Source organism: Shewanella sp. SG44-6 (genome assembly GCF_014164185.1).
GTDB lineage: Bacteria > Pseudomonadota > Gammaproteobacteria > Enterobacterales > Shewanellaceae > Shewanella > Shewanella vesiculosa.
On the sequence record NZ_JACJER010000032.1, the window covers coordinates 1 to 17751 of the forward strand.

The following is a 17751-nucleotide window of genomic DNA, read 5'->3' on the forward strand; positions in this document are numbered from 1 at the left end:
AGCGAGAATTAATCGCTGAGCGCATCTGAGAGAAATACGAGGTCATATGAGATAATCTTGATGTGAAACAGTGTCGACAGTGGTTTATTTTAGCAAAAAAACGATCTTAACGAATGATTATTTTGTGAGTAAAACGGATTAATTTACATTTGTGGACATAGATGTTAGATTTATATTTAAGTTAATGTAATTGATAGGTTTTATGCTTTTCTCATTTAAGAATGTTAAGCGCAAATGCCCTGTTAATGACTTGTGTCGATATAATGTTGTTAACCTTGATGTTGTGATTTCATCATTTAACTCACATTATAATGGCGATATCTAAGGTGATATTGAACCCTACTTTCAAGGATGATAAATGCAAATCCGTCTTGCCTCGAGCATTGATTTAGAACCGCTTAGCCTGTTATTTGATCAATATCGGCAGCAATTACAACAATCCGCTGACTATCCCGCGTGTCATTCATTTTTGAAAAACCGCTTGGCCGAAAACGATTCGATGATTTTTGTTGCCCTCATAGATGACAATATTGTGGGCTTTATTCAATTATATCCATCATTCTCCTCAGTGCGCCTGGCACCCGTATGGCATTTAGAAGATGTATTTGTCCTGCCAGACTATCAGCAACATAATGTGGTAAGTCAAATGCATACAAAGGCCCAATTACTGGCACACAGCATGGGAGTATTATTGATTAACCGTCACGATGACGAAGCCTTCGGCGAGTCTGAATCGGATAGTTGCTTGGTGTAAAGCTGATCAGTTAAACAGTGGGGTATTCAAGTCTTTGACGACATGAACGATGAATTATGTAGACCTCAGTTATTTTCTGGTAAAATAGCGCAGGTTTTTTTATTTATTAATCATCATCTACGTTAAGGAAAAGAGATTGAATAAGAGCGTATTAACCAACCTTATTGCCGCCATTCTTATGGTGGCCGGGTATGTGTTACAGCAACACATTGTGATGACAATAGGTTTATTTGCATTGTCGGGCGCGTTAACAAACTGGTTAGCTATCCACATGTTGTTTGAAAAAGTCCCTGGATTGTATGGCTCTGGCGTGGTTCCGTCACGATTTGAAGAGTTTAAAGCGGGCATTAAACATCTCATGATGAAGCAATTTTTTACTCAAGAGAATATTGATCGCTTTTTGACAACCAGCAGTGCTAGCAGTATTGATTTAACACCTGTGATTGAAAAAATTGATTTAGCGCCATCATTTGATGCATTGGTGTCGACCATTGAAAAGTCATCGTTTGGTGGTATGTTAGCCATGTTTGGTGGCACCGAGGCGTTAATTCCGTTAAAAGAACCATTCATTGAAAAAATGAAGCTGTCTTTAGTGGAACTGGCCCAAAGTGAAGAGTTCAATGCAATTTTAGTTAATGAGCTTGAAAAACCGGATGTTATCGCCGATATGCAGGCGAAAGTGGCCAATATCGTTGACCAGCGTTTAAATGAGCTTACGCCAGAATTAGTCAAACAAATCATTCAAGATATGATTAAAACCCATTTAGGTTGGTTAGTGGTATGGGGCGGTGTATTTGGTGGCATTATTGGTGCCGTAGCGGCATTGCTACAACAATAGTATCAAACCACGCATTGTTTCATTAGCAGAGTGACCAGTCCGATTAAGCCATCCTTCTATATGGACGCTACAGGTTAATTGGTGCTAAGCGACTGAACTAAATTAAAAAGTGCAATAACAGAGGTGAGCATGAGTCAGCATCATAGTATCAATTATTTAGAAATACCTGTGAAAGACATTATTGCCACTAAAGCCTTTTTTACTCAGGTGTTTGCTTGGCAGTTTCAAGATTATGGACCGCAATACAGCTGTTTTTTACGAGTCGGTATTGACGGTGGCTTTTATCAAGCTGACAGTCAATTTACCTTGGCAAAGGGCAGCCCGTTAATCGTTATTTATAGCCAAGATTTATCGGCTACAGAAGCTAAAATTATTCAGTCCGGTGGACAGATAACCAAAGCGATATTCAGTTTTCCTGGTGGTAGACGGTTTCATTTCACTGACATTAATGGCAATGAATATGGCGTCTGGTCAGAATAAAAATAACAGCAATAACAACATTGCCTCACCGTGTGTGAGGCAATGTTGTTTAGATGAACAGGATGTCTGCTTAGGCTGCCATCGTACTCTCGATGAAATTTTAGCCTGGCATGCGATGAACGATCAGCAAAAAAGTGCCTTACTTGCTACATTACAACAACGCGCTAATGCAGGTAAAAAACGTTAGCTGAGTTAGTGTTGAGTCAGTGCTTCACTCATTGGGTTGACTTAGTCTGCAGTTATTTGATTGGTTCTTGGTTCAGTGTCGGTTCTAAACAGGCTAAATCCACGAGCTTGATAGTTTTGCAATGCACTAGGGTGATCTAAGGTGCAAGTGTGTACCCACACTCTGCGAGTATTGGGTAATTCCCATGCTTTTTCAATTGCTTGGGTCAATAAATAGCCGCCAAACCCTTTACCAATAAAGCGCTCTCCTAAGCCAAAATACACAATCTCTACATTAGCCTCATCTTGTTGCTGTAACTCAAAATATCCAGCGGGTGCACCATCTTTATACGCCACAAACAAGTGTAAATTATCCGCTTCGCTGTATGCCTGCCATTGGCTATTGGTCCAAGGTAGTCTATCTGTCCATTCCCATCCAGCACCGACAAACTGATACAGAAAACGGTTGAATTGATATTGTTTTATTTGTACTTCAACCACGGTTAACCCGTTGGCATCATGCTTAGGCTTCAATTGGCTGCGGTCGGTCATTTCAAGATTAAAAATACTGATGTCTGTCATACAAAGCCTTATTATTTTTTATTATCTTCATAGAGTAAGGTTCAATATTACAAGATAGTGCTAAAAAAAACACCACCCTGATTGGGTGGTGTTTTTGTGTGGTTAAAGGTTAATACGCGCTAGCGTGAACGTTTTTAACCGCACGACCAGATGGGTCGTTAATGCCTTGTAAGCTAGCATCCCATAACAGTGCTTCTGGTGTTGAACATGCTACTGTTTTTCCACCAGGCACGGTTTCAGCTGCGGTGGTTAATGGGAAAAACTCTTCAAAGAAGCTGCGGTAGAAATAGGCTTCTTTCGATTCTGGCGTGTTGTATGGGAAACGGAATTTTGCGTTGGCAAATTGTACGTCATCCACGTTTGCCGCCGCGTGTGCCTTTAAGCCGTCAATCCAAGAGTAGCCAACGCCATCACTGAACTGCTCTTTTTGACGCCATACCACTTCCTTTGGCAACTTGTGCTCAAATGCCTGACGTAAAATATGCTTTTCGATGCGACCATCTTTAGACATTTTGGCTTCTGGGTTGATGCGCATTGCAACGTCGATAAACTCTTTATCTAAGAAAGGCACCCGAGCTTCAAGTCCCCATGCTGCCATGGCTTTGTTGGCTCGCAAGCAATCAAATAAGTGCAGTTTATCAAGCTTTCGCACTAATTCTTCATGAAATGCCTGAGCGTTAGGCGCTTTATGGAAATACAAGTAACCACCAAATAACTCGTCAGCTCCTTCGCCAGATAACACCATTTTAATGCCCATGGCTTTAATTTTACGTGCCATTAGATACATTGGTGTTGCCGCACGAATGGTGGTGACGTCGTATGTTTCCAAATGGTAAATCACTTCTTTAATTGCATCTAGACCTTCTTGGAAGGTATACACAATAGGGTGGTGAATAGTGCCAATGGCATCGGCCACTTTTTGCGCCGCGACTAAGTCTGGAGACTCGGCTAACCCAACAGCAAATGAATGCAGTTGTGGCCACCATGCGCCGGTTTCGCCGTCGTTTTCAATACGGTGCTTTGCATATGTTTGTGTAATAGCAGAAATCACTGACGAATCTAAGCCACCAGAGAGTAATACACCATAAGGTACATCAGACATTAACTGGCGTTTTACTGCAGCTTCTAATGCTTCACGTAATTCTTCAATGCTGGCTGGGTTGTCTTTAACCGCATCAAAATCACGCCAATCACGCTGATAATACAGTGTTGGCTGACCATCGGCAGAATATAAGTATTGGCCAGGGTAGAACTCAGCAACTGTTTTACACACAGGCATTAATGCTTTCATTTCTGAGGCAACATAGAAGTTACCCGACGCATCATGACCGGTATAAAGCGGGATAATTCCCATATGGTCACGACCGATTAAGTAAGTGCCTTTGGCTTTGTCATACAGTACAAATGCAAAGATGCCGTTAAGTTTATCTAAAAAATCACAACCGTATTCTTGGTAAAGTGACAAGATCACTTCGCAATCTGAGTTGGTTTTATATTGGTATTTTTCACCTAGCTGTGCTTTTAACTGCTTGTGGTTATAAATTTCACCGTTTACGGCTAACACTAAGTTGCCATCAAAACTGATAAGTGGTTGTGCTCCGTGGTCAACGTCAACAATTGATAAACGTTCATGAGCTAAAATAGCTTGGTCATCAGCATACACACCAGACCAATCTGGACCACGGTGACGTAGTAGTTTTGACATTTCTAACGCCACTTGGCGCAGTTGGCTTGCATCAGTTTTGATGTCTAAAATCGAAAATATTGAACACATAATACGGCTCCAGCAGCGTTGGCTAATCTTTATCTGGTTCCTACTCTGCCAGCATTTTCGTTAACTGCCAAGCTTGTTTTTTAAGATAACGTCATAAAAATGTCTATTTTAGTGATTTTATCTCTTTAAAATATCTTTTTAATTGATGAATATTTATTAAAAATGCTTTTTTGTTGATGTATGTTTATTTTATTGGCTATTGTGGCTATTTTTTTTAAGATTTCACAATCAAATACCACTAAACACGATTATTGCACTAAGCTAGTGCGCTTGCTGTTTATTTGTGCAATAACGGTCTAAGTTGTCCTTTATGTTGCTTAATTTTATTGGTAAAAGCGCCGCTTAGGATATTTTATGATCTATATTACCCCTCTAGATTGAGCCTTTATGGTAATCATTTAGATCAATGTCAGTGTCTAATAATACTAAGCTGAACGACACAAGATTAAGGGCTAAACAGCTGAATAGATGAGTATGGCATTCGTTTGAACGTTCTGTTGTTAACGTAAGTTGAGTGATGGTTTTTGAGGAGAATACCGTGGTTGGTGAAACAGATTTAGCTAAGTTACTGGCATCAATGTCGCCGATATTATTAGCAGATGAATACGTTTTTTGTTCGGTACCGGGTCAATATGGTGATTATCAAACTTTATCGCCGCTGGCAACATTTCGTGAAACGGAAGGGTTGACTTTAGTGCTAACCAAAGCGGCTGCTATTGCTGGTGGCTTAGCATTTGAATCAGTGTTTAAGGGTATTACCTTAACGGTGCACTCTAGTCTTGATGCCGTTGGGTTAACGGCAGCGGTAGCTCATAAACTCTCAGAAAAGGGCATTAGTGCTAACGTGATTGCGGCCTACTATCACGACCATATTTTTGTGCAAACAGAAATGGCCGCTTTAGCTATTGAGGCATTAAATGAGTTTGCTGTTTAGGGCTTTTATCTGATTGATGACCTTTGTTTTAAGTAGGTTAATAACAAAATAAGAATCATCATAAAAACCAGCATAAAAAAGCCCATCAAATAGATGATGGGCTAATCCTTGGGGGGGAAGGAACTGGGGTTATAGGCTTAATCTGCTGGGCGTAACTGATTAAATTCAGAAGCTGCAAAGTATCCTGGCCAATCTTGGTTATTGGCTAATTCAGCTGCAGCTTGGTAATACACACCTAAATCTTGTAACGCACCGGATAAATCCCATTCAGGGTGATAATAATCACACACGTTATGGTAACAGCCTTTCATTTTCACCATCATTGACGCTTTGTATTGTGCCGTTGCATCATCAAGGGGATCATTTCCTCCTCCGGCAAACACAGCAGGGACACCTAACTTGGCAAAACTGAAGTGGTCTGAACGGAAAAAACCGCCTGATGCAGGGTTAAGTTCGCCTTGGCTGATGCGATTTTGTTTAGCAACGGCGCGGTCTAAATAGTTTTCTAATTCTGACTGGCCTTTACCGACGATAGTGTAATCTTTGGTTTTGCCGTAAACATTGGTGCTGTCGAGATTGAATACTGCCACCGTTTTATCAATAGGATAAATCGGGTTGGCCGCATAGTAGCGTGAGCCTAATAAGCCTTGTTCTTCACCAGTAGTGGCAATAAAGGTTAATGAGCGGGCTAAGCCTTGACCTTGTTTGGCGCGCTGGGCAAATTGGCGGGCAATTTCTAAAATACCTGCAGTACCGGAAGCGTTATCTAATGCACCATTGTAAATTTGGTCACCGTCTTTGGTGTCATCTTTACCTAGGTGATCCCAGTGAGCGGTGAATAAAATCTGTTCATCGGTTTGAGTGGTGCCAGGTAAGGTAGCAACCACATTATAACTGTCGGCGAACTCCGCTTTGTTAGCAAATTCAATGCTAGCTGTTTGAGCTAAATCGACATTAAGTGAACTGTTGGCCGCACGATCCATTAACGAGGTTAACGACAGGCCTGCTTTGTCAAATAAGGCTGTTGCGCTGTCTAAGGTTAGCCAACCTTCAACTTGAATGCGCTGATCTTGCTCCGCCTGGCTCAATACTAGATCTTGTTGTGGACCGGTCCAGCTATTTTCGACAACCGACCAAGGGTAAGAGGCCGGTTCAGTTTCATGGATAATGATTGCGCCTAATGCACCTTGGCGACTGGCTTCTTCAAACTTATAACTCCAACGGCCATAGTAAGTCATCGCTTTACCATTAAACTTGGCCCCTTCAGGATGTGCAAAACCAGGGTCATTGACCAAAATGATGGCGATTTTGCCTTTCATATCGAGATCTTGGTAATCATTCCAGCCATATTCAGGCGCATTAATACCGTAACCAACAAACACCAATGGCGCATCTTTAATGCTCACTTGCTGGTTATTGTGACGACTGCTAAGCACAATATCCTGACGATATTGCATCTTAATACCTGCTAAATTAACCTGCTGTTTTTCGCTGGCGGTATAACTCACCATAGGCACAGGTTGCAGAAAACTGCCTTTATAAGCGCCTTTAAGGCCCATTTGGGTGAAAGCTGCAGATAGATACTCTAGGGTCAGTTTTTCGCCTTGAGTTGTGGGAGCACGGCCTTCAAATTTATCAGAGGATAATGTTTCGATATCCGTTCTAAAGCGTTGTTCATCGAAGGTAACAGCAGCGGTTTGGGTTGCGCTGACTTGCTCAGTCGAAGCGTGTTTAACATCTTCACTGTTACATGCTGTTAGTAAGGCAATGGCGCAAAAAGGAAACAATCGTTTCATGCTATGTCCTGTTATTATTTTTAGTTTTATTTCAGACATGCATAATGAGCCAAGCCAGTGCTTGAAAACAAGGTCACTGGCTTGGAAATATGTTACCTAATGTAAATTGTGATGACAGCAAGTAAGCTTATTAACTAATTGATCTTATTGGATTGGAGCAAAAGTTTCTCGTGATAAGTCGCATAGATTAGTGATGAGAGATGTAGGCTTCTTGTCATTAAACATATGCTTAGACATGTGAGACGCAATCTTATAAATCAATTGTCACTAAACGATATCAATATCACCAGCACATGCAAACACATGATTTGGTCTGAAAGGTTCTTTATCAATATCACTCATTTGGCTTACACCACTGGTAACCAAAATGGTTTCTAGACCCGCTTGGAAGCCTGCTAAAATATCGGTGCGCATATTGTCGCCAATAATCACAGTGTTTTCAGAGTGTCCCTGAATATGATTTAACGCAGAGCGGATAATCCACGAGCTAGGTTTACCCACATAAAATGGCATTTTACCTGTAATACGCTCAATGGCTGCACACAAGGCGCCACAAGCAGGGCTAAACGCTGGGCCGTGGGTGTCTGGATTCGTGGCAATAAAGCGGGCACCGCCAGCAACAAAACGCGATGCTTTATGGATCATGTCCCAGTTGTACGAGCGAGTTTCACCGACTATGACAAAGTCTGGGTTAATATCGGTTATAGTGAAACCTGCATTATACAACTCATGGGTCAGCGCACCTTCACCGATCACATAGGCTTTGCTGCCATTTTGGTGTTTCAAAAAGTCGGCCGTGGCCATCGCTGAGGTATAAAAACAGGTTTCTGGTACATTAATACCTGCCGCGCCAAGTCGGTTTTGTAAGTCTTTACCCGTTTGAACGGGATAATTAGTGAGAATAACCAGCGGATTGCCTTGTTCAAGTACGCGATGAATAAACTTGTCGCTTCCAGGAATTAGCTTGTTGTCGTGCAGTAACACACCATCAATATCGCAAATAATATTTTTCATTCAGTCATTTCTTCCTTCAAATACAACCTGCTTACATCTAATGCTAATTCAATTAAGAAAACAACGATTAAATACAAAAAGTACCTGTTTGGTGATTGATTTACTGTGTTGTGAGTAGGGGAATAGATTATCGGATAGGGGGGGTTAGGCTTTTTGTTACACACTCGGCTAGCTGTTGATAGATATGGTCTGCGACCACGAACATAGTGGTTTTCACTCAAACCAGAGCAAAAGGAAACCAGCGACTGTGTCTTCTTAACTTTGTTTAAAGAATTAGCTCAGCCACTTGAATCGCTCCCATTGGGAACGATATTTGTGAAGACCGTCGATAGTGAGCCCGCTTCAAGTTGCTCTCCCGTTGCAAGAAAACAACTACAATTTTGTTAATCGAGAAATGCAAATGATGACTTCAAATGAATTTAGTACCTCCCCTTGTAGTGGTCAAAAGATTTTGACCACTACATAATCTTAAATTTCATACTTGATAGATTATAAGATGGGTATTTTTTTGCTTTCAACAGCTTTTACATTCTCTTTTGGCACTTGAAGATTAAGCACTCCATTTTTAAAAGAGGCTTTTATATCTGCTTCATTTGGCCTGCAATTAAGGGTAAAACTGCGCACATACTTACCAGAGCGACGTTCTTTTCTGATCACACGTCCATCTTCTTTTTCTTCATTATCTTCAGCTGTAGTCGCTTCAATGGTGAGTAAATCACCATCAAGTGTGACATGAAGATCCTTTTTTTCTACACCCGGTAAATCAGCATTAATTTCATAGTGATCAGCTTTATCATTGATGTCCACTCTTGGGCTAAAAAAATCCAAGTCCTTTGTGCTTTCAAACATAGGGGAATAGAAGTTGTCAAAAATATCAGTCATATTAAATAGAGAGTTTCTAGGAATTAAGTTCATAATAAAAATCTCCTTTTAGAGGGGGGAACTGTTCATCACGTTGATTTAGACCAACAATCAACATGACGAAATCTTATATATTGCAGATTAATCATAACGGTTAAATAATGTACGCAGCATGATGCAGATCAAATATCTGCTCAAAATGTGATGTTAATCTATGCTGTTGTTTATTATGTTAATTATTTTTAGTTATAGGTTTAGAACATACTTTAAATTATTAGAGTGATATGGCTTAGAACACTCAGGTATATCTATTCACTTCCAAGTTAGTTGCTTGCATATTTCAGCTCCATAGTAAGCTACTCGGGTAATCCTCAACGTGAGTTACTTGGTATGTTATGGTTTTATTAAATGACTGAAAATTGTGTGTAGCCTTGGGTTTTCTTATCATTTCTCACTGGCTACACTCCATCGTATTCAATAAAAAGTCTCCAATATCTTCAAGTTCATAGTTGAATTTATATATTCTCAAGTTAAACAGGCAAACTTGTTTTTGCTCAACGTTGCTGGCCTTCGAATGAAGGTTTGGCATTTTTTATGTTTGGTTGAGTCGTGTTTAGCTGAGTGGGTATTGGTTAAATGGGTTTGAGGCTTGTACCTTTAATGCAGTCAATCACCTGCAGTGGACTTATGTGCAGATACTGCTTCGGGACGCTTTACGCCATCCATGGCCGCTTAACGAAAACGTCCCTGTTTTCGATACCCTCAGTCGCATCTACACTAGTCCATTCTATCTCTTCGATTTTTTTTTATGGTTCAATAATAACTTATCGTTTTACATCAATAAGATAAAAAATGTAGGATGTTATTAATCAATAACTTGAACAGCCGACTTTATCGGGCGAGCCGTTCAATAAGCTGTTATAAGTTCAGGAATATATGCATCAGATTAAGCACTCGGCAAGTCCATATCTCTATAAGATTGTATTAGATAGTGAATGTAAATTATCTGGTACTGACATAAATAAGTTCAAGAAGACAGTGAGCCAAGGTGTCGCTGTTTATGGTTTTACACCAAATATTATAATAGTTTCAAATTCACCTTATGCTCACTGGGACTCTATTTCATTGTTTGCAAAAGTTATGGATACAGGTAAGTTAGCTATTTGTAGTAATGACAATGTAAGTGGTGTTATTGAAAATATTTCTACTGAGTTTGCATCTATTAATGTAAAGCTGTTTGGTGAGAATGATATTAAAGACTGCAATGAGTGGATTACCTCCGCAGTTTAGCTTATAATAAGGTGTTTAAAACGTAACTAAAACAGTTGGTTAGGTTTCACTTCGCTCCACATTATAACCAACAATTTTAGTCCGCTTAACGCGGCGTTACACATAGAAAATTTAACCTGAAACTCACGAATTAAAATTAATGTTCCAACTCGGAAATGTCTAAAAACGATTTAGACAGTGATCAAATCATATCGTCAGTTGCTGGTGAGTCGTGCTGACCTAACCGTAACCAACTAACGGCGGCTTCTAGTATGTTCAATTCAACTTTTTAATATCTGTTAATAACCATAGTGACTATTCAAAATAGTCTTTTTATTAATAACTTGTTATTGTTCGGTAGGGTTTTAAGGTTCCTTTATCGCTCATTGTAAAGGGCATTTTTATAAAAGATGTGGATAGCAAATGATTGATGCGGTTTGTACTTATGGTGGTGAAAGGCACACTTTCTCAATTTTGAAATTTCAGGTGTTACCTGAATCAGAGATTGAACAATTCAGGCAATTTTTAGAATGCCCTGAGTGCAAAGGGAAGGCGTATTATCGTAAGACAAGCTCAGACGGTAAAGCGGCCTGTTTTGGCTCTAGATACCATATTGCAGGATGTGACGAAGGCCATCCTTCAACTCAGCGAGACCGAGAGACTCGACATGCCGTTGAAGTGAATCAATTCATTGCAGATACGAATATTATCAGTATTGATTTCAGGTTATTAAACACCAAAAAGCCCATTTTAGAGGCGAAAACTGTCGCCTCTGGAGCAAACCTAATCCCAAGCCGCGCCCCAAAAATCGATAATGCCAGTCGCAAACCCGCTGGCAACAATCAACAACCCAAGGTCAAAGTATTGGGGCTGGAGAAAATTCTCAATAGCCTAATGCGTGGTAGCGACTTAGCCCAGTCGAGTACCTTGATTGAGCTTGATACTGGTTATCAATTCAAAGCGAAGAATTTATTTGTTAACTTTGCCGAGGCTGAGCCCAGTGCTAATGCCAAAGAGGCAAAGCCTAAAATGTATTGGGGGACGATTTCACACCTAGATAAAGCGCTTGATTGGTTAAACCCATCTGATTGTAATGATATTGGCATTCCTATCGCTAAATATAAGTCGATATTATTAGAACGTTTTAAGGTATCAGAAGGACGTCAGTTAGAAGGTGCGGGGATTATCCTGTTTGGAAAATGTTTTTGGAACGCCAAGAAGACTCGCAAAATAATAGAACTGTGGAATGCAGACCGAATTTTTATCTCAGTACTAGAGGATTAATAACCTCATAATGGTTTGCGAATGCTAGTGTGGTTGTGAGTTGCAGTGGTGGTAGACATTGCACTAAGGCTTATAAGTATTAACAACCCCTGGGTCGATTATGACTCAGGGCTTTGTTAATCCTAACAGTTAACTGGGCTGCTATTTTGTATGCTTACTTTGGGCTAGACACGTGCCATACGTTTAAGCAGCATCAACCATAGGATAGGTAGCAGTAAGATATAGAAAAACAGCACTTTTGCACCGATATCACCGTAAAACAAGGTGTTGTTTACAAACCTGACGATGCCCATCGGATCCCATGGCATGTAATGCATATTACCGTGCAATAACATGGCAGCTAAAATCATAATGGTAATGGCAATCCATTGTCTTGCAGGCTCGTAACTTCTGATTATAAACGCAGGAATTAACGCTGCTATGCCGATACCAACAAAGTTCTGTGCAAGGTGCGCCAGCATTGGATATTCACTGCTATTAAACCACCACAATAAGTTGCCGGCAGCAGACTGGCCAATTGCCACGATAGTTAATGCATAATAGCCAATGCTAATGCACAGGCTGAGAATGACTAATTTGATGATATTCATTGATTTCCCTTTAGTTTGAACATTCCGTAAACGTTTTTTGCAAAGCGTTACAGCCACGAGTAGAGGCTATTTTTGTAGTATTGCATTATATCGGCTAAATGCCGCATCAAGATCGGCAATTAAATCGTCGGCATCTTCAAGTCCAATGTGTAAGCGTATTAATGGCTTGCTGTTGTCCCATTGGGTAGCCGTGCGGATATTGTTAATACCAAATACCCCTAAAATTAAGCTTTCGAAACCGCCCCATGAAAAGCCCATTTTAAAATGGTCCATGTTCTCAATAAAAGCCGTCACCGATGCTAAGTCGCCTTGCTTAAGCACAAACGAGAATAAGCCATTACCACTGCTAAAGTCGCGTTTAAAAAATTCGTGGCCTGGGCAAGTATCGAACGCTGGGTGACGCACATGATCGACTTCTGCACGAGTCGCCAACCAATTGGCTACTTTTAAGGCATTTTTATTATGCTGTGCCATACGCACCCCTAATGTACGTAAGCCTCGCGCGGCTAAATACACGTCATCAGGCGAGGTGGTTTGGCCCATTAAGTAACTGTTTTCGCGCAGTTGCTCCCAATGCTGTTCATTGGCAGTAGCCGTGCCCATCATCACATCAGAATGGCCGACAATGTATTTGGTGGCTGCTTGAATTGAGATGTCGACACCCATATCAAATGGGCGAGAATTAATTGGTGAGGCCCAAGTATTATCCAGCATCACAATAACGTTATGTTCGTGGGCGATACGACTGAGCGTTGGAACATCCTGCACTTCCATGGTGATAGAACCTGGTGATTCCAAAAATAACACCTTGGTGTTTGGACGAATTAACTCACGAATGCCATCGCCAATCATTGGGTCGTAATAGGTGGTTTCGATACCAAAACCCGCGAGCATTTTATTGCATAAGTCGCGTGTCGGTTCATAGGCGGTGTCGACCATTAATAAGTGGTCGCCACTTTTTAAAAATGCCAACAAAGCGCTGCTGATCGCGCCTGCACCCGAAGGGTATAATGCAGTACCCGCGCCGCCTTCAAGTTCGCATATGGCTTGTTGAAATGCAAAATGGGTTGGGGTGCCGCGACGACCATAAAACATTTCACCGTTGGTTTTGTTTTTAATCGCAAAACGCATCTCGTCCATGGTTTCGAACACCACTGTAGAGGCTCTAAATACGGGTGGATTGATAATGCCTTTGGTGAATTTTTTTTCGCGGCCAACGCTAACAATCTGGGTGGCGAGTTTATCGTCTTTGCTCATGTTGTTACTTCCATTATGTGTAGAGTCCACGGCTTATGCTTTAGCTAATTTTTATTAGAAAATATCAATGACATGGATAAATGCGCTACGGTGAGTGATATACCAAAGTTGATTATCCTAGCACCTACAAACGTAAATAAAAGCGCTTAAATGCTGTGGTTGACTATTTTTCATCACTCAAGGGTAACGTCAGGCATATTTCGACTCCTTCAATACCATTTTCTATCATGTTGCTAGCTTTAATCGTGCCATGATGGAAGTCGGTGACCAAACGAGCAATATACAAGCCTAAACCCAGATGTGGCTTGCCGTTTATACCTTGCGGCCTAATTGACACCATGGATTCAAAAATTTGGCTATTCATGTCTTTAGGCAATAAAGGACCAATATTACTGACTTTCAATATCGCCTGTTTATTGTATTGAGTCAGGCTGACAGTAATCGCGCTGGCGGGCTCATGAAACTCAATCGCGTTGTTGATCAGTTTATCCATTAATTGAGCAATATATTCCGGAACACCGTCGCAAAACAGGGTTTTATCTTCAATATGCACGGTAAATACTTGATCTGGATAGGTGATTTGATAGCCTTGCATGCAACCACTGATGACCTTCTTTAATGAAAAGTGGCAGCTTTCAGCTTGGGTTAAACTGGCTTCTAAGCGGGTAGCTTCGCTTAGGTTATTTAAAATAAGATGCAAGCGACTGACGCCTTCCTGAGCGCGATTAACATATTTTTGCGATTGGTCATCAAGTTGTTGTAAACCCAAATGCTCAAGCGAGCTGCGAACCACGGCAACTGGGGTGCGCAGTTCATGCGACAAGCGCGATGACATATTTTCCAAATAATGTGTGTACTGACCTAAACGGCTGACAATACTCGAAAAACTGCGGGACAAGTCACCGATTTCATCACGATTTTTTGAAGCGACAATTTGCTGCCTTACCCGGCCTTGACTGTCGATGGCGAGTTCAGCCTGATCACGCAGACGACGGATGCGACTTGAAATACTGGAAGCAAAGATAAACAAGGCTAATGTGCCCATGCTCATAATGGTCAAGATAACGTTAAACAGCTTTTCTAATGCGCGGTTACGTAGGCTGCGAATACCGTGAGTGGTTTCCTCTGCTATTACTACGCCCATGACTTTATCGTCAATCCATATTGGGCTGGCCGCGGCCAGTACCACCGCTTTATTATCTGGGGTGAGGCGCCATGTTGAGCCTTGCTTACCGCTTAAGGCTTTTTCAATGTGGCTGCCGGTGAGTTCGGTAGAGTCTTGCAGCGAATCGATAAAGTCTTGCGGTGGACGGGTTAATATTTTGTAGTACAGCGGCAATATATATTGCTGCTTGACGTGCTGCCAAAACGAGTCTGCTTGATTGACGTCTAGGTCATCCGCCCACGTATTGGATGATGAACGAATATCGCCCGATTTAGCCAGTACTCGGCCGTGATTATCGACCACCCAAATGCGTGAGCTGTTATGGCTCATGCCTTTAATAATGCTTTCAATTTCAGGTGAGGGCACAAGTACCGTGCCTAAACTGGCGACGGAATCGGTGGCTGATGTGCCGATGATATTCACTAATTGCCGAGTTTTGGCATCGTTGACATTATGAATCGCAAAGCCTAGTTTACTGCCGACCATTTCCAGTGGCAGCCTGAATTCAATATTGTAACCTTGCTCTGTCTTGAGCCATTGTCCTTGAATACGCACTTCTGGACTGACGGGCATAGATTGGCTGGGATCAGCGGGTAATTCAAATGCACTTAACCAGCCACTTTGAGTGTTGGCAATAATATAACGCCTGAACTGACCGTCGGGCGATTGAGTGGCCATGACTAAATGATCGTTTCTGTCGATGCGCAAACTTTTACGGCTACGAAAAACGACATTTTGATCAGTGACATTAAAAAATCCATACAGGTAACCGCCGTATTTACCCACCATATGGTTAAAGCTGATATCAATTGGCTCAGATTTATTACGTTGATAAAGCACATGTTCATCAGAGTAGTTTAAGGTGCGGTGTTGGTATAAGTCCCAATCTGTGAGTTTGCCATCAAGTTGGATCGGGCCCGCTAACGGGTATGCGTATAAGTCGCGACCTTCTTCAACTTGGTTTAAAAAGCTGGCTTGGTTGTCAAATAATTTAGGTCGCTCATGTAAGGCGGTGGCAAGTGCCTGAGTGGTACCTTCCAACGTTTTTTCTTGGCCATAGCGCAAGTACTTTTCCATTTCCCACACATATTCATACCCAAGCCAAGGTAGGCAGAGCAAAAAAAGTGACAAAATGACAACTTTGGCGCGCAGTCCTATAGGTAAATTCATCGGTTAAATATTGTCCCAGCGATAACCCATACCATACACGGTATCGATACAGTCAAACTCGGAGTCGATAGCGATAAACTTTTTACGAATGCGTTTTACATGTGAGGTGATAGTACTGTCGTCAACGTAAATTTTGGCTTCTTGCATTAAATCTTGGCGACTGCGCACATGACCTGGATGTTTTGCCATAGCGTGTACCATCCAAAATTCGGTCACCGTCAGCTCTATTGGCAGCGATTTCCAATAAACCTGAATACGGTTGCCATCAATGGTGAGGTGACCGCGCTCGAGTAAGTTGTCTTCAATGGGGCTTGAGCCTATGAGTTCTGAACGGCGAAACAGTGCTGCAATACGCGCCAATAAATGAGGAAAACTGACATCTTTGGTTAAGTAGTCGTCAGCGCCTAAACGTAGGCCACAAACGGTATCAAAGTCGCTGTCTCTGGCGGTTAAAAAGATAATCGGTAAGCTACTCGACATCGCCCGAAGTGACTGGCATAGGGTAAAACCACCATCAATTTCATGTTCCAAACCAATATCAATAATGGCTAGGTCAGGTAAACGACCATTAAAGGCGAGCATAGCTGCGGGGCGGTTTGCATAAGCTTGCACGCTATATCCTTGCTGTTGCAGGACATCTTTATAGTTTTCGCGGATAGCGGCTTCGTCTTCAACAATGGCAATTCGTTTCATGGGATGATTTCAATTAATGAGCTGATAAATAGATACAGTGCTGACTATACAGGATTTTATCAACCAAAAAAGCCGTCTACGGCAATTGCCATATTGTTGCCACATTTGATCGCCACATTGCCATTTTTGCTCCCCAATAAAGCCATCTATGAGGTGTTTAATAGCGACATAGCGTTAATCCGCAACGCATTAAATGATGCATTGATGATAACGAACGTTTTTTAAACAACCGCTAAAGGGATTCTTTATGAAAAAGCAACTTATTGCCGCAACGATGATCACTACCATGATGGTATCAAATGTCAGCTGGGCCAATGACACTGATACTACCGATGAACGCGAACATACCGAAGAGCTAGTGGGTTTGAGCTCTGGGATTTTACTTGGTGCTGTGATTGGTGGGCCTGTTGGGGCCATTATTGGTGCATTTACCGGTACTTTTATTGGTAAGTCGGTTGGTGATGATGCTGAGCTTACCGTGCAGAAACAGCAACTGGTAGATCAAGAACAGCAATTGGCTCAAACCAATGAGCAATTAATGGCTCTGAATGCCAAGCAGCAATCCTTGGAGCAAGTGTCTGAAAAGTATTATCAATTACAGTCTAATTTAACCGAACAACAAGCCAACCAATTGCAGACGCTTAATGAGCTCACCATAGGTATGAACGTGCAGTTTAAAACCGGATCGAGCCACATTGAACCGCTATTTGAACAACAGCTAGATAATGTGGCTTATATGATGAACTTATCACCTGAATTAACCATTGATCTAACCGGTTATGCCGATCGCCGTGGTGATAATGATTTTAACCAAGCCTTGTCTGAGCAGCGCTTAGCTGAAGTGACGCAATATTTGGTGATACAAGGAATAGCACGTGACCGTTTGCATGGACAAGCTTATGGCGCGACATCGCCAATGCATCAAGAACAAAATTTTGAAAATGACTTTTTTGATCGTCGAGTAACGCTCAAGTTAATGGCGCCGGGTGCTGAACTCGCGGCTAACTAAACGCCGAGCACTGTTTTGCATATTTGTTTGCAAAACGCAGTGCCAAACAATGTCACTAAGTCGATTTTTCTTTTTGTTTTAATGATTACTCATGTCGGCGCAAACAATGATGTTGG

The 17751-nt window shown here is 41.6% G+C and carries 17 protein-coding genes; 8 read left to right on the forward strand and 9 right to left on the reverse strand.

Annotated elements, in window-relative coordinates; genetic code table 11:
* The first annotated feature begins 358 nt into the window (after positions 1-358).
* The 4 genes from H5185_RS07875 to H5185_RS07890 all read left to right on the forward strand — a co-directional run bounded on the left by H5185_RS07875 (position 359) and on the right by H5185_RS07890 (position 2259).
* Entirely contained in the window at positions 359-754 is a 396-nt protein-coding gene (locus H5185_RS07875) for a GNAT family N-acetyltransferase (RefSeq protein WP_182723848.1), read from the forward strand.
* 136 nt (positions 755-890) lie between these two features.
* A complete protein-coding gene (locus H5185_RS07880; protein WP_182741763.1) occupies positions 891-1592 on the forward strand; it encodes a DUF445 domain-containing protein in 702 nt (233 codons plus the stop codon).
* 129 nt (positions 1593-1721) lie between these two features.
* On the forward strand, positions 1722-2072 hold the full coding sequence (locus tag H5185_RS07885; protein WP_182698782.1) for a VOC family protein: 351 nt from the start codon (positions 1722-1724) through the stop codon (positions 2070-2072).
* A complete protein-coding gene (locus tag H5185_RS07890; protein ID WP_124016260.1) occupies positions 2047-2259 on the forward strand; it encodes a DUF1289 domain-containing protein in 213 nt (70 codons plus the stop codon). The genes H5185_RS07885 and H5185_RS07890 overlap by 26 nt, the downstream gene beginning before the upstream one ends.
* A gap of 41 nt (positions 2260-2300) precedes the next feature.
* On the opposite strand, the gene H5185_RS07895 is transcribed toward H5185_RS07890, so the two are convergent.
* Entirely contained in the window at positions 2301-2819 is a 519-nt protein-coding gene (locus H5185_RS07895) for a GNAT family N-acetyltransferase (RefSeq protein ID WP_182741764.1), read from the reverse strand.
* A 109-nt stretch (positions 2820-2928) separates the two neighbouring features.
* Positions 2929-4593, reverse strand: coding sequence for an asparagine synthase B (asnB, locus tag H5185_RS07900; protein WP_182741765.1), 1665 nt, complete (start codon positions 4591-4593; stop codon positions 2929-2931).
* A gap of 538 nt (positions 4594-5131) precedes the next feature.
* Here asnB and H5185_RS07905 point away from each other — a divergent pair.
* Positions 5132-5527 carry an ACT domain-containing protein gene (locus tag H5185_RS07905; RefSeq protein ID WP_182741766.1) on the forward strand — a complete coding sequence of 132 codons (396 nt, stop codon included), beginning with the start codon at positions 5132-5134 and terminating at the stop codon, positions 5525-5527.
* A 137-nt stretch (positions 5528-5664) separates the two neighbouring features.
* Here H5185_RS07905 and H5185_RS07910 read toward each other — a convergent pair whose 3' ends face one another.
* From H5185_RS07910 to H5185_RS07920, 3 genes are all read right to left on the reverse strand, one after another.
* Positions 5665-7323: a M28 family metallopeptidase gene (locus H5185_RS07910; protein WP_124016016.1), complete on the reverse strand. Its 1659-nt coding sequence runs from the start codon at positions 7321-7323 to the stop codon at positions 5665-5667.
* 267 nt (positions 7324-7590) lie between these two features.
* Positions 7591-8337: an HAD-IIA family hydrolase gene (locus H5185_RS07915; RefSeq protein ID WP_182698777.1), complete on the reverse strand. Its 747-nt coding sequence runs from the start codon at positions 8335-8337 to the stop codon at positions 7591-7593.
* A 489-nt stretch (positions 8338-8826) separates the two neighbouring features.
* Positions 8827-9252: an Hsp20/alpha crystallin family protein gene (locus H5185_RS07920; RefSeq protein WP_220494427.1), complete on the reverse strand. Its 426-nt coding sequence runs from the start codon at positions 9250-9252 to the stop codon at positions 8827-8829.
* Positions 9253-10134: 882 nt separating this feature from the next.
* On the opposite strand from H5185_RS07920, the gene H5185_RS07925 reads away from it, so the two are divergent.
* The gene (locus H5185_RS07925; RefSeq protein WP_182741767.1) at positions 10135-10488 is read left to right on the forward strand and encodes a hypothetical protein; all 354 of its coding nucleotides are present in this window, start codon (positions 10135-10137) and stop codon (positions 10486-10488) included.
* A 402-nt stretch (positions 10489-10890) separates the two neighbouring features.
* Entirely contained in the window at positions 10891-11751 is an 861-nt protein-coding gene (locus tag H5185_RS07930; protein ID WP_182741768.1) for a hypothetical protein, read from the forward strand.
* Between the two features lie 164 nt (positions 11752-11915).
* On the opposite strand, the gene H5185_RS07935 is transcribed toward H5185_RS07930, so the two are convergent.
* The 4 genes from H5185_RS07935 to pdsR form a co-directional block, all read right to left on the reverse strand.
* Positions 11916-12341, reverse strand: coding sequence for a hypothetical protein (locus H5185_RS07935; protein ID WP_124018427.1), 426 nt, complete (start codon positions 12339-12341; stop codon positions 11916-11918).
* Positions 12342-12407: 66 nt separating this feature from the next.
* Positions 12408-13598 (reverse strand): cystathionine beta-lyase, encoded by a 1191-nt coding sequence (locus H5185_RS07940; protein ID WP_182741769.1) that lies wholly within the window; start codon positions 13596-13598, stop codon positions 12408-12410.
* A gap of 163 nt (positions 13599-13761) precedes the next feature.
* Positions 13762-15933 carry a proteobacterial dedicated sortase system histidine kinase gene (gene pdsS, locus H5185_RS07945; protein WP_182698768.1) on the reverse strand — a complete coding sequence of 724 codons (2172 nt, stop codon included), beginning with the start codon at positions 15931-15933 and terminating at the stop codon, positions 13762-13764.
* A gap of 3 nt (positions 15934-15936) precedes the next feature.
* A complete protein-coding gene (gene pdsR, locus H5185_RS07950) occupies positions 15937-16626 on the reverse strand; it encodes a proteobacterial dedicated sortase system response regulator (protein WP_124018430.1) in 690 nt (229 codons plus the stop codon).
* A 247-nt stretch (positions 16627-16873) separates the two neighbouring features.
* Here pdsR and pdsO point away from each other — a divergent pair, with 247 nt between their 5' ends.
* Positions 16874-17635 (forward strand): sortase-associated OmpA-like protein PdsO, encoded by a 762-nt coding sequence (pdsO, locus tag H5185_RS07955; RefSeq protein WP_182741770.1) that lies wholly within the window; start codon positions 16874-16876, stop codon positions 17633-17635.
* Positions 17636-17751: the final 116 nt, after the last annotated feature.